A 12,539-nucleotide genomic window follows, 5' to 3' on the forward strand; every position below is an offset into this window, starting at 1 on the left:
AAGACCCCGCGGACCTCGCGGGTGCATAGAGAAGTTACCCAGTGTTACCGGGCGCTTGCACGCCGGGAACGGCTCTCGGAGCGAAATGGTTACAAAGACGCAACAGACGAGGACCGCGTCTTGCAGGGTGCCTTACAGGACGTCGCCGCGACCGTTGAGCTTGAGGGCGTCGACGACGCCCTTCACCCGCTGGGCGTGCTCGCTCGTGGTCACCAGCAGCGCGTCCTCGGTGTCGACGACGACGATGTCGTTCACGCCGATGAGACTGATCACGCGCGAGGTCTGACTCACGACGATGCCGCTCGCGGCATCCGACAGGATCCTCGCGTTCTTGCCCAGAACCGCGAGGTCGTTCTTGCGGCCCTTCGAGTTGAGCTTGGCGAGGCTCGCGAAGTCCCCCACGTCGTCCCAGTCGAAGTGGCCGGGGACGACCGCCAGACGACCCTTCTCGGCGGCGGGCTCGGCCACCGCGTAGTCGATCGCGATCTTCGGCAGCGTCGGCCACACGCGGTCGACGACCGGCCCGCGCGCGTCGCGATCGTCCCACGCCTCGGCGAGATCCATGAGGCCCGCGTAGAGGGCGGGCTGGTTGTCGGCGATCTCGCCGAGCAGCACGTCGGCGCGGGAGATGAACATGCCCGCGTTCCACAGGTGGTCGCGCGACGCGAAGTACTCCTTCGCCGTCTCCAGGTCCGGCTTCTCGACGAAGCTCTCGACGAGCGCCGCCTCGGGCGCGCCCTCGATGACGAGCTGGCGCTTCTTCTTGATGTAGCCGAAGCTGATAGACGGCTCGCTGGGCTGGATGCCGATCGTGCACACGAATCCCTCGCGCGCGACCTCGACGGCCTGGCGCACGGCCCACTCGAACAGGTGGGGCACGCGGATGACGTGATCGGCCGCGAACGAGCCGATGATGACGTCGGGCTCGCGCCGCGAGAGCACCGCGGCGGCGAGGCCGATCGCGGCCGTCGAGTCACGCGGCTCGGACTCCAGGAACAGGTTCTTGTCGAGGATGCCGGGCAGCTCCTTCTCGACCGCGGCGCGGTGCGCACGCCCGGTGACGACCGCGATCCGGTCGCGGCCCGTGAGCGGCTCGAGGCGGTGCCACGTGTCGTGCAGGAGCGTGTGCCCCGACCCCGTGAGATCGTGCAGGAACTTGGGCGCGTCCGCGCGCGAGAGCGGCCACAGCCGGCTGCCGATCCCTCCTGCGGGGATCACGGCATAGAAGTCCTCGATCGGTCCGGCCATGCTGACAGGCTAACCGCGCGGGCGCCCCGGCACGATTCCTGGCCGGCGGGACGGCGGAGGCGCGTGCGTGATCCAAGCCCTCTCGCGACGGGAATAGGATGGTGGCGGCGCTGCGAAGCGTCCGGGATCCGATCCGGGGCCGACGTAATGTCCCGGGCATCCGCGTTCGACCTTGAGGAAGGACGGGCCGTGTCTGCTCCAGCGCGCGTCACACCGTCGGCCGAGACCACGTCGCGAACCCCCCGCGGAACGCTGTACCGGGGGCGCGAAGGCATGTGGTCGTGGGTGCTGCACCGCATCACCGGCGTGGCGATCTTCTTCTTCCTGTTGGTGCACGTGCTCGACACGGCGCTCATCCGCGTCTCGCCCGAGGCGTACGACGCGGTGATCGGCACCTACAAGAACCCGATCATGGGCCTCGGCGAGGTCGTGCTCGTCGCGGCGATCGCGTACCACGCGTTCAACGGCCTGCGGATCATGCTCGTCGACTTCTGGCCGTGGGCGACGCGCCACCAGCGCCAGCTGTGGTGGGGCGTGATCGGCCTGTGGGCGGTGACGATGCTCGGCTTCACGCCGCGCCACCTCATGAACGTCTTCGCCGGTATGGGAGGTCAGTGATGAGCGCCGGACAGGCCCAGGGCGTCGCGATCGCCGACCCCCGCACCCCCATCGCCCCGCGCAGCAAGCGCGGCGGCAACCTCGAGAAGTGGGGCTGGATCTACATGCGCGCCTCGGGCGTGCTGCTGATCGTCCTGATCTTCGGGCACCTCTTCGTGAACCTCATGCTCGGCGACGGCATCCACGGGATCGACTTCGGCTTCGTCGCGGGCAAGTTCGCGAGCCCGTTCTGGCAGTGGTGGGACGTGCTCATGCTGTGGCTCGCCCTCATCCACGGCGCGAACGGCATGCGCACGATCGTCAACGACTACGTGACCCACGACGGCACGCGCCGCGTGCTCGTGTGGGCCCTGTGGCTCGCGGCGGGGTTCCTGATCGTCCTCGGGACGCTCGTGGTCTTCACCTTCGACCCGTGCCTCGGCCTGACCGACCAGAGCGCGCAGTGGCTCCAGGAACGCTGCGCCTGACGCCGCGACGACACTCAACAGAGACGGAAAGCACCCCAATCACGTGAGCACCCAGACCGCTGACGGCGTCGTCAAGAACGGCGTCCACTATCACCAGTTCGACATCGTCATCGTGGGGGCCGGCGGCGCGGGAATGCGCGCGGCGATCGAGGCTGGTCCGGGAGCGCGGACGGCCGTCATCACGAAGCTCTACCCGACCCGGTCGCACACCGGCGCGGCGCAGGGCGGAATGGCGGCGGCCCTCGCGAACGTCGAGGACGACTCGTGGGAGTGGCACACCTTCGACACCGTCAAGGGCGGCGACTACCTCGTCGACCAGGACGCGGCGGAGATCCTCGCGAAAGAGGCGATCGACGCGGTCATCGATCTCGAGAACATGGGCCTGCCCTTCAACCGCACGCCCGAGGGCAAGATCGACCAGCGCCGCTTCGGCGGGCACACGGCCGACCACGGCAAGACGCCCGTCCGCCGTGCGTGCTACGCGGCCGACCGCACGGGCCACATGATCCTTCAGACGCTGTTCCAGAACTGCGTCAAGCTCGGCATCAACTTCTTCAACGAGTTCTACGTCCTCGACCTCATCACGGTGAAGGACGCCGAGGGCGCGACGCAGGTCGCGGGAGTCGTCGCCTACGAGCTCGCGACCGGCGATCTGCACGTCTTCCACTCCAAAGCCGTCATCTTCGCGACCGGCGGGTTCGGCAAGATCTTCAAGACGACCTCGAACGCCCACACGCTCACAGGCGACGGCGTCGGCATCGTCTGGCGCAAGGGCCTCCCGCTGGAGGACATGGAGTTCTTCCAGTTCCACCCGACCGGGCTGGCCGGCCTCGGCATCCTCCTCACCGAGGGCGCCCGCGGCGAAGGCGCGATCCTGCGCAACGTCACGGGTGAGCGCTTCATGGAGCGCTACGCCCCCACCATCAAAGACCTCGCGCCCCGCGACATCGTCAGCCGCTGCATGGTGCAGGAGGTCGCGGAGGGCCGCGGCGCCGGCCCGCACCGCGACTACGTGCTGCTGGACTGCACGCACCTGGGCGCCGAGGTGCTCGAGACCAAGCTCCCCGACATCACGGAGTTCGCGCGCACGTACCTCGGCGTCGACCCCGTCGTCGAGCCCGTGCCGGTCATGCCGACCGCCCACTACGCGATGGGCGGCATCCCCACGAACACCGATGCGCAGGTGCTCAGCGACAACGCGACGATCGTCCCGGGTCTGTACGCCGCGGGCGAGTGCGCGTGCGTGTCGGTGCACGGCTCGAACCGCCTCGGCACCAACTCGCTGCTCGACATCAACGTCTTCGGCAAGCGCGCCGGCCGCAACGCGGTCGAGTACGCCAAGACCGCCGACTTCGTGCCGCTGCCCGACGATCCCGCCCGCGAGGTGCGCGAGCTGATCGAGGGGCTCCGCAGCAACCCGGGCACCGAGCGCATCGCCGTCCTCCGCAAGACGCTGCAGGACGAGATGGACCGCAAGGCCCAGGTGTTCCGCACCGAGGAGTCGCTCAGCGAGGTGCTCGAGGTGATCGAAGACCTCCGCGCCCGCTACCGCAACGTCCACGTGGACGACAAGGGCCGCCGCTACAACACCGACCTGCTCGAGGCGGTCGAGCTCGGCTTCCTGCTCGACATCGCCGAGGTCGTCGTCGTCGCGGCGCGCAACCGCAAGGAGAGCCGCGGCGGCCACATGCGCGACGACTTCCCCGCACGCGACGACGAGACCTACATGAAGCACACGATGGCGTACCTGACCGGCGATCCGCAGTCGTCCGACTCGGAGGACCACATCCGCCTCGACTGGAAGCCGGTCGTGGTCACGCGCTACCAGCCGATGGAGAGGAAGTACTGAGATGACCTCGACCGTCCTCGAGACGACCGACGCGCCCGGCGACGTCGAGCAGTCCCCGGCCGACACCGGCATCCAGTCGTTCCTCGTCACGTTCATCATCCGGCGCTTCGACCCCGAAGTCGACGAGGAGCCGCGCTGGGTCGACTACGACGTCGAGCTGTACTCGACCGACCGCGTTCTCGATGCTCTCCACAAGATCAAGTGGGAGGTCGACGGCTCGCTGACGTTCCGCCGCTCGTGCGCCCACGGCATCTGCGGCTCCGACGCGATGCGCATCAACGGCCGCAACCGCCTGGCGTGCAAGACGCTCATCAAGGACCTCGACATCTCGCAGCCCATCTACATCGAGGCGATCAAGGGCCTGCCGCTCGAGAAGGACCTCGTCGTCGACATGGAGCCCTTCTTCGCGTCGTACCGCGAGGTGCAGCCGTTCCTCATCTCGGGCACGGCTCCCGAGCCGGGCAAGGAGCGCATCCAGTCGATCGTGAACCGCGAGGTCTTCGACGACACGACCAAGTGCATCCTCTGCGCGGCGTGCACGTCGTCGTGCCCGGTGTTCTGGACCGACGGCCAGTACTTCGGCCCGGCCGCCATCGTCAACGCGCACCGCTTCATCTTCGACTCGCGCGACGACGCCGCCCAGGTGCGCCTCGACATCCTCAACGACAAAGAGGGTGTGTGGCGCTGCCGCACGACGTTCAACTGCACCGAGGCATGCCCCCGCGGCATCGAGGTGACGAAGGCGATCGCAGAGGTCAAGCAGGCCGTTCTGCGCGGGCGGGCCTAGGGCCCGCGAGTGGACGCGTCGCAACGGAGCGATGGTCCGCTGACCGGCAGCAAGGCAAAGAGCCGGATGCCGCGCCCCGCGCCCTCCGGGCCGTGGAGGGCCGCCCGCGGGGCAGTCACCGCCGCCTACGTGGCGCAGGGCCTCGGCTACGCCGTCGTCGTCACGTCGCTGCCCGCGCTCAAGGCGCGCCAGCAGGTCGACGACATGACCGTCTCGCTCATCGTGCTCGGCGTCGCCCTCATGGCGGCGGGCGGCTCCCTCGTGGCGAACGCGGTGGCGGTGCGCTTCGGCAGCCGTGCCGCACTCACGCTGGGCCTCGCGATCCAGGCGGTCGCGCTCCCCGCGATCGCGGTGCCGTCCCCGTTCGGCGTGTTCGTCGCGGCATGGGCGGTGTTCGGCGTCGGGCTCGGATGCGTCGACGCGTCCGCCGCGATGCAGGGCGTCGCGGTGCAGCGCGCGTACGGCCGCCCCGTGCTCGGCGGCTTCTTCGCCGCCGCAACGGCCGCCGCGATCGTCGGCGCGCTGCTCGTGTCGGCCGTCGCGGCATCCGCCTTCGCCGCCGGCGTCGCGCTCGCGTGTGCGGCCGTCGTCGCCCTCGCCGCCGCGATCATCGTGGCCCGGTTCTCCGCCCGCGAGAAGCCCGTCGACGAGGCACTGCCGCCTTCGGAGCGAGCGCGGCTGCCGCGCGCGGGCATCTGGGTGTTCGGGCTCGTCGTGCTCGCGATCTTCGTGGCGGACTCGGCGGTCAGCACGTGGAGCACCGTGTACCTGCAGGACGGCCTCCTCGCTCTCGCATGGGTTGCGCCGCTCGGCTACGCCGCGTACCAGGCTGTCGTCCTCGTGACGCGGCTCGTCACCGACCGGCTGCTCACGATCGTCGACCGGCGCACGATCGTGGCGGTGGCGGCGGCCGTGTCGGCCGTGGGGTGCGCGCTCGTCGCGCTCGTGCCCGTCCCCGGCGTCGCCGTCGCGGGCTTCGCTCTCGCGGGAGTGTCGGCGGGTGTGCTCATCCCCGTCACGTTCGGCGCGGCCGGTGAGCTCGACGAAGCGCACAGCGACCAGGTGATCGCTCGCGTGAACCTCTTCAACTACGCCGGCGCGATCCTCGGGGCCGTCGTCCTCGGGCTGCTGGCCGACGCTCCGGGGCTCGGTCCCGCGTTCCTCCTCCCCGCCCTCGCGCTGGCCGCGATCCTCTTCGCGGTGCCGAGGTTCCGTGCGGTGCCGAAGGTCGTGCCCGCCGACCGCTAATCTGACTGCGTGGCGCGACAACAGGGCCGTGCTTCCTCGCCGCAGGCCCAGACCGAGGCCGACCAGGCCGCGCGCACCGAGGAGTCTCTCCGAGCCCGCTGGGACGCGACGCAGTCCAGCCTGCGCGCGCGCTTCGACGAGCCGATCGAGCGGGCATCGAAGCTGACCCGGCGCACGCTGTCGTGGTTCCCGGTTCGCGTGTGGCGCCATTTCCTCCAGCACAACGGCTTCCTGCTCGCGGCGGGCATCAGCTATCAGGCGCTGTTCGCGGCGTTCGCGGCGGTGTACCTCGCGTTCGCGATCGCGGGGCTGTGGCTGGGCGGGAGCCCCGATGCCATCCAGGCGATGATCGACGTCATCGACTTCTACCTGCCCGGCCTCATCAGCGACGACGGCACGGGCGTGTTCACGACGGAGCAGGTGACCGAGATCGCGACGAGCAGCGCGGGCGTGCTCGGAGTCACGGGTCTCATCGCCCTCGTGACGGTCGTGTGGACCGCGATCGGGTTCGTGACGTTCGCTCGCCGCGCGGTGCGCGACATCTTCGGCCTCGAGCCCGACCGCCGCAGCTACGTGCTCCTCAAGGCGCGCGACCTCCTCGCGGCGATCATCTTCGGGGCGGCGCTCATCGGCGGATCGGCGCTCAACTACGCGGGCACGTGGGCGATCAGCGCGGTGTTCAGACTGTTCGGGTGGGACACGTCGTCCGTGCTCTACCAGGTCGGCGGGTTCGCGGCATCCGTCATCATCTCGTTCTCGATCTTCACCACGGCTCTCGCGGCTCTCTTCCGCTTCCTCACGGGAACGGAGCTGCAGTGGCGGCGGATCTGGCCGGGCGCCCTGCTCGGCGGTGGGGCGATCACGATCCTCCAGCTCGGCGCGGGCCTGCTGCTGAGCTACACGCCGACCAACCCGCTGCTCGCGACCTTCGCGATCTTCGTCGGGCTGCTGCTGTGGTTCCGCATCATGGGAATCATCATCCTCGTCGCGGCCTCGTGGACCGCGGTGCGCGCACGGGACGTCAACGAGCCGCTGCTACCCGAGTCCGAGACGGATCGACTCGCCGCGGAGCACCGTGCGCTGCTGATCGCCGCGCGGGTGCGGCTGCGCACGGCGGAGGAGGTGCGCGACCAGGCGCCATGGTTCCGCGTGTGGATGGCCGATCGTGCGGTGCGCGAGGCGCAGCGCGAGCTGGCCGAAGTCGAGGCATCCGCTCCCGCGTCTCGCAAGGAGCGTCGGGGCAGCCTCCTCGAATGAGCCGTGTCCGCACCCGCGGCTAGGCTGGCACGCATGCCTCGCCGCGTCCGCATCGCCTCCGTCAACGTCAACGGCATCCGGGCGGCAACCCGCAAAGGCATGACCGAGTGGCTCGATGCGACCGACATCGACGTCATGGCGCTGCAAGAGGTGCGCGCGACGGCCGACGAGCTCGCCGCCGTGCTGCCCGGGTGGCAGCTCGTCAACGACGAGGCGCTGCTCAAGGGGCGCGCGGGCGTCGCGATCGCGAGCCGCGACCGCGCGATCGACGTGCGCACCGCCCTCAGCCCCGAGCCGCTCGACACCGCCGGGCGCTGGATCGAGGCCGACTTCGAGGTCGACGGCGAGCGCGTCACGATCGTGAGCGCGTACGTCCCGACGGGTGAGGCCGACACGCCCCGGCAGGACGCGAAATGGGCCTTCCTCGACGCGATGGAGAAGCGGATGCCGCTGCTGGCGTCCGACAACCCGCTGGCGCTCATCATGGGCGACCTCAACGTCGGTCACCGCGAGCTCGACATCCGCAATTGGAAGGGCAACATCAAGAAGGCCGGCTTCCTGCCGCGCGAGCGCGCGTACTTCGACCGGTTCGTGGGTCCCGCAGGCGAGCAGGTGGAGTGCGTCGACGGCACGACGGGCATCGGGCTCGGCTGGGTCGACGTGGGGCGCAGGTGGGCGGGCGAGGTGCCCGGCCCGTACACGTGGTGGTCGATGCGCGGGCGGGCATTCGACAACGACTCGGGGTGGCGAATCGACTACCACCTCGCGACGCCCGCCCTCGCGCAGCGCGTGACGGACTACTCGGTGTTCCGGGCTGCCTCGTGGGACACGCGGTGGAGCGACCACTCCCCCGTGATCGCCGACTACACGCTCGGTCACTGACCCGCGCGCGAGGGGCGTGCGATCGCTCATTAGGATTGCTGGGTGACGAAACCGCGCCTGTACTCCGGAATGCAGCCCTCCGCCGATTCGCTGCACATCGGCAACTACATCGGGGCGCTCATGCAGTGGCGCGATCTGCAGGAGTCCTACGACGCGTTCTTCTCGGTCGTCGACCTGCACGCTCTGACGCAGCCGAACGACCCCGCCGAACTGCGCGAGAAGACGCGCCGCACGGCCGCGCAGTACATCGCAGCGGGCATCGAGCCGTCCAAGTCGACGCTGTACGTGCAGTCGCACGTTCCCGCGCACGCCGAGCTGGCGTGGATCCTCTCGACGATCACGGGCTTCGGCGAGGCCGGTCGCATGACGCAGTTCAAGGACAAGTCGCAGCGCTACGGCTCCGAAGCGACGTCGGTCGGGCTGTTCACGTACCCGGTGCTGATGGCGGCCGACATCCTGCTGTACCAGACCGACATCGTGCCGGTCGGCGACGACCAGAAGCAGCACGTCGAGCTGACGCGCGACCTCGCCGAGCGGTTCAACTCGCGCTACGGCCAGACGTTCCGCGTGCCGACACCGGTGATCCAGCGTGACACCGCGCGCATCTTCGACCTGCAGAACCCGACGTCGAAGATGTCGAAGTCGGCCGAGTCGGATGCGGGGATCCTGTGGCTGCTCGACGACCCGGGCAAGACCCGCAAGAAGATCATGCGCGCAGTGACGGATTCGGAAGGCTCGGTGCGCTACGACACCGAGAACAAGCCGGGCGTCTCGAACTTGCTCGTGATCTACGCGGCCCTCACCGGCCGCCAGGTCGGCTCGATCGAGGACGAGTACGCGGGCCGCGGCTACGGCGACTTCAAGAAGGGGCTGGCCGAGGTCGTGGTCGAGGAGTTCGCTCCGGTTCGTGAGCGCGCGCTGACTCTCCTCGCCGATCCGGCCGAGCTCGACCGGGTGCTCGCGGTGAACGCGGGGAAGGCCGACGAGGTCGCCGATCGCACCCTCGCCGACGTGTACGACCGGGTCGGTCTGCTCCGCCGCGTGCGGGTGTGAACGGACGCGCCGCAGCCCCGCGGGGCGGCTATCGTGGCGGGATGCAGCCCGTCGTCCTCCGCTCCGCCAGACTCGAACTGTCGCTCCCCGTCGCCTCCGACGCCGACGCGATGTTCGAGGCGTGCCAGGATCCGGCGATCCAGCGGTACACGACGATTCCGACGCCGTACGAGCGCCGGCACGCCGAGGCGTTCATCGCGCAGATCCCGAAGGACTGGGAGGCCGGTCGCAACCTGACATGGGGCATCCGCGAAGCCGGTTCTCTCGTCGGAACGATCGGGCTCTACGGCGTCGACCAGGGCGCGGGCGAGATCGGCTACTGGGTCGCTCCGTGGTCCCGCGGGCGCAGGATCCTCATCGAGGCGGCGGTCACCGTCATCGCCTGGGGCTTCTCGCCCGACGGGCTGAAGCTCCAGCGCATCGGGTGGCGCGCCGTCGCCGGCAACATCGTGTCGGCGCGCGCCGCGCGCACGCTGGGGTTCCGCTACGAGGGCACGATGCGCCAGGCGCTCGTGAACGGCGAGGGCCGGCGCGACGACGGGTGGATCGCGGGACTGCTCGTCGACGACGACCGGATGCCCCAGCCGTGGCCTGTGCTCGACGAAGCCGCACGCGAGACGCTCGTCGGCGGCACATGACAGGATGAGCGCATGCCCGAGATGCCTGAGGTGCAGGGCCTCGTCGAGTTCCTGCGCGAGCGCACGACCGGTCTGCGGGTGACGCGCGCGACGATCGCGAACATCGCTGCGCTCAAGACGTACGATCCGCCCATCGAGTCGCTCAAAGACGCGGAGATCACGGGAGTCGAGCGCCACGGCAAGTTCGTCGACATCGCGACGACGACCGGCGATGGTGCCGACTCCGGCCCGCACCTCGTGTTCCATCTCGCGAAGGCGGGGTGGCTGCGGTGGTACGACCAGCTGCCGACGACCCTCATCCGCCCCGGCAAGACGCCGATCGCGCTGCGCGTGGCGCTGTCCGACGGGTCGGGGTTCGACCTGACCGAGGCGGGCACGAAGAAGTCGCTCGCGGTCTATGTCGTGCGCCAGCCCTCCGAGGTGCCGGGCATCGCGCGGCTCGGACCCGACCCGCTCGACCCGTCGTTCGATCGCGACACGTTCGCGAAACTCCTCGCCGGGCGCCGCACGCAGATCAAGGGCGTGCTCCGCGATCAGGCGATCATCGCGGGTGTGGGCAACGCGTACTCCGACGAGATCCTGCACGCGGCGAAGATGTCGCCGTACGCGCTCGCTGCGGGGCTCTCCGACGACGAGATCGACAGGCTCTACACCGCGATGACGGAGACCCTCGCCGAGGCGGTGACCGCGGCATCCGGAAAGCCCCCCGCCGACCTCAAAGACGCCAAGCGCCGCGGAATGCGCGTGCACGGACGCCGCGGTGAGGCGTGCCCCGTGTGCGGCGACGAGGTGCGCAGTGTGTTCTTCGCCGACAACTCGCTCGAGTACTGCCCGACGTGCCAGACCGGCGGCAAGATCCTCGCCGACCGGCGGCTGTCGCGACTGCTCAAGTAGCCGTCACGCGCCGGTCGTGCCCACGAGCGCGCGCGCGTCGTCGTCGACCCAGTCCAGCGACTTCGAGACGGCCTTCTTCCACAGGCGGTAGCGGCGCTCGCGCTCATCCGCCGGCATGCGGGGTTCGAAGCGGGTGTCCTCGCGCCAGTGCGAGCGCAGCTCGTCGCGGTCGCGCCATACGCCGGTGGCGAGCCCCGCGGCGTACGCGGCGCCCAGCGCGGTCGTCTCGACGACCTTGGGACGGACGACGGGGATGCCGAGGATGTCGGCCTGGAACTGCATGAGCAGGTCGTCGCGCGTCATCCCCCCGTCCACGCGCAGCTCGTCGAGCGGGCGTCCTGTGTCGGCGACGACAGCCTCGATGACGTCGCGGGTCTGGAACGCGGTCGACTCCAGCGCCGCACGGGCGATGTGCGCCTTGTTGACGTACCGGGTCATGCCCACCAGGGCGCCGCGCGCGTCGGGGCGCCAGTACGGCGCGAACAGTCCCGAGAACGCGGGTACGAAGTAGGCGCCACCGTTGTCGGCGACGGTCGCCGCGAGCGTCTCGACCTCCTCCGAGCGGTTGATGATGCCGAGGTTGTCGCGCAGCCACTGCACCAGCGACCCGGTCACCGCGATCGAGCCTTCCAGCGCGTACCGCGCCGGCTCGTCGCCGCACCGGTACGCGACCGTCGCGATCAGACCGCTCTCGGAACGGACGATCTCGGTGCCGGTGCCCACGAGCAGGAAGTTGCCCGTGCCGTACGTGTTCTTCGACTCGCCCGCGTCGAACGCGGCCTGCCCGAAGGTCGCCGCCTGCTGATCGCCGAGGATGCCGGCGATGGGCACGCCGTGCAGCGAATCGGGAAGGTGCGCCGTGCCGACGACCTCGGACGACGAGCGGATCTCGGGCATCATCGCCCGCGGGATCCCCCACACCTCCAGCAGCTCGTCCGACCAGTCCAGCGTGCGCAGGTCCATCAGCAGCGTGCGCGACGCGTTCGTGACATCCGTCACGTGGATTCCGCCGCGCGCCCCGCCGGTGAGGTTCCACACGATCCACGTGTCCGGCGTGCCGAACAGCAGCTCCCCGGCCGCGGCCGCCTCCCGCGCGCCGGACACGTGGTCGAGGATCCACGCGATCTTCGACGCCGAGAAGTACGTGGCAAGCGGAAGCCCGGTGATCTCGGCGAAGCGCTGCGGGCCACCGTCACGGGCGAGCTCGTCGATGCGCGACTGGGTACGCGTGTCCTGCCACACCAGCGCATTGTTGATGGGGCGGCCGGTCCGCCGGTCCCACACGATCGCGGTCTCACGCTGGTTCGTGACGCCGACGGCGGCGATATCGGATGCCGGCACCCCCGCGCGCGCGAGGCTCGCAGCGATCACCCACTCGGTGCCGGTCCAGATCTCGACGGGGTCGTGCTCGACCCACCCCGCCCGGGGAAGGATCTGCTCGTGCTCACGCTGCGCGGTCGAGACGATCGCACCCGCCGCATCGAACACGATCGCCCTCGTCGAGGTCGTGCCCTGGTCGATCGCCAGCACATGCTGCGTCACATCGTCTCCTCGCCGTCGAGTCGCCGCATCCGCTCGTCAGGCTATCGCGACGCGAC

General features: G+C 69.8%; 12 protein-coding genes. 10 read left to right on the forward strand and 2 right to left on the reverse strand.

What is annotated here, in order from left to right:
- Positions 1–132: 132 nt before the first annotated feature.
- Complete coding sequence (locus tag BJ991_RS15580) at positions 133–1,248, reverse strand: mannose-1-phosphate guanylyltransferase (protein ID WP_179491473.1); 1,116 nt, start codon at positions 1,246–1,248, stop codon at positions 133–135.
- Between the two features lie 189 nt (positions 1,249–1,437).
- Here BJ991_RS15580 and sdhC point away from each other — a divergent pair, with 189 nt between their 5' ends.
- The 10 genes from sdhC to BJ991_RS15630 all read left to right on the forward strand — a co-directional run bounded on the left by sdhC (position 1,438) and on the right by BJ991_RS15630 (position 10,941).
- Positions 1,438–1,866, forward strand: coding sequence for a succinate dehydrogenase, cytochrome b556 subunit (gene sdhC, locus BJ991_RS15585; RefSeq protein WP_179491475.1), 429 nt, complete (start codon positions 1,438–1,440; stop codon positions 1,864–1,866).
- Complete coding sequence (locus BJ991_RS15590) at positions 1,866–2,333, forward strand: succinate dehydrogenase hydrophobic membrane anchor subunit (RefSeq protein ID WP_179491477.1); 468 nt, start codon at positions 1,866–1,868, stop codon at positions 2,331–2,333. The genes sdhC and BJ991_RS15590 overlap by 1 nt, the downstream gene beginning before the upstream one ends.
- A gap of 43 nt (positions 2,334–2,376) precedes the next feature.
- A complete protein-coding gene (sdhA, locus tag BJ991_RS15595) occupies positions 2,377–4,182 on the forward strand; it encodes a succinate dehydrogenase flavoprotein subunit (RefSeq protein WP_179491479.1) in 1,806 nt (601 codons plus the stop codon).
- 1 nt (position 4,183) lies between these two features.
- Positions 4,184–4,969, forward strand: a complete 786-nt coding sequence (locus BJ991_RS15600; RefSeq protein WP_179491481.1) for a succinate dehydrogenase iron-sulfur subunit — start codon at positions 4,184–4,186, stop codon at positions 4,967–4,969.
- A gap of 66 nt (positions 4,970–5,035) precedes the next feature.
- On the forward strand, positions 5,036–6,217 hold the full coding sequence (locus tag BJ991_RS15605; RefSeq protein WP_179491483.1) for an MFS transporter: 1,182 nt from the start codon (positions 5,036–5,038) through the stop codon (positions 6,215–6,217).
- 9 nt (positions 6,218–6,226) lie between these two features.
- Complete coding sequence (locus BJ991_RS15610) at positions 6,227–7,474, forward strand: YhjD/YihY/BrkB family envelope integrity protein (protein ID WP_179491485.1); 1,248 nt, start codon at positions 6,227–6,229, stop codon at positions 7,472–7,474.
- A gap of 33 nt (positions 7,475–7,507) precedes the next feature.
- On the forward strand, positions 7,508–8,356 hold the full coding sequence (locus BJ991_RS15615; RefSeq protein WP_179491487.1) for an exodeoxyribonuclease III: 849 nt from the start codon (positions 7,508–7,510) through the stop codon (positions 8,354–8,356).
- Between the two features lie 42 nt (positions 8,357–8,398).
- The gene (gene trpS, locus BJ991_RS15620; protein ID WP_179491490.1) at positions 8,399–9,409 is read left to right on the forward strand and encodes a tryptophan--tRNA ligase; all 1,011 of its coding nucleotides are present in this window, start codon (positions 8,399–8,401) and stop codon (positions 9,407–9,409) included.
- Between the two features lie 41 nt (positions 9,410–9,450).
- On the forward strand, positions 9,451–10,047 hold the full coding sequence (locus BJ991_RS15625) for a GNAT family N-acetyltransferase (RefSeq protein ID WP_179491492.1): 597 nt from the start codon (positions 9,451–9,453) through the stop codon (positions 10,045–10,047).
- A gap of 12 nt (positions 10,048–10,059) precedes the next feature.
- Positions 10,060–10,941: an Fpg/Nei family DNA glycosylase gene (locus BJ991_RS15630; protein WP_179491494.1), complete on the forward strand. Its 882-nt coding sequence runs from the start codon at positions 10,060–10,062 to the stop codon at positions 10,939–10,941.
- 3 nt (positions 10,942–10,944) lie between these two features.
- On the opposite strand, the gene glpK is transcribed toward BJ991_RS15630, so the two are convergent.
- On the reverse strand, positions 10,945–12,483 hold the full coding sequence (gene glpK / locus BJ991_RS15635; RefSeq protein ID WP_179491496.1) for a glycerol kinase GlpK: 1,539 nt from the start codon (positions 12,481–12,483) through the stop codon (positions 10,945–10,947).
- Between the last annotated feature and the right edge of the window lie 56 nt (positions 12,484–12,539).

The organism is Microbacterium immunditiarum (genome assembly GCF_013409785.1).
GTDB classification, from domain to species: Bacteria; Actinomycetota; Actinomycetes; order Actinomycetales; family Microbacteriaceae; genus Microbacterium; species Microbacterium immunditiarum.

Bases quoted from the DNA above. Each gene is read 5' to 3' on its own strand.
- BJ991_RS15630 (WP_179491494.1), top strand. From the start codon at position 10,060: ATGCCCGAGATGCCTGAGGTGCAGGGCCTCGTCGAGTTCCTGCGCGAG.
- BJ991_RS15625 (WP_179491492.1), top strand. From the start codon at position 9,451: ATGCAGCCCGTCGTCCTCCGCTCCGCCAGACTCGAACTGTCGCTCCCC.
- BJ991_RS15615 (WP_179491487.1), top strand. From the start codon at position 7,508: ATGCCTCGCCGCGTCCGCATCGCCTCCGTCAACGTCAACGGCATCCGG.
- BJ991_RS15580 (WP_179491473.1), bottom strand. From the start codon at position 1,248: ATGGCCGGACCGATCGAGGACTTCTATGCCGTGATCCCCGCAGGAGGG.
- BJ991_RS15600 (WP_179491481.1), top strand. From the start codon at position 4,184: ATGACCTCGACCGTCCTCGAGACGACCGACGCGCCCGGCGACGTCGAG.
- BJ991_RS15590 (WP_179491477.1), top strand. From the start codon at position 1,866: ATGAGCGCCGGACAGGCCCAGGGCGTCGCGATCGCCGACCCCCGCACC.
- BJ991_RS15605 (WP_179491483.1), top strand. From the start codon at position 5,036: ATGCCGCGCCCCGCGCCCTCCGGGCCGTGGAGGGCCGCCCGCGGGGCA.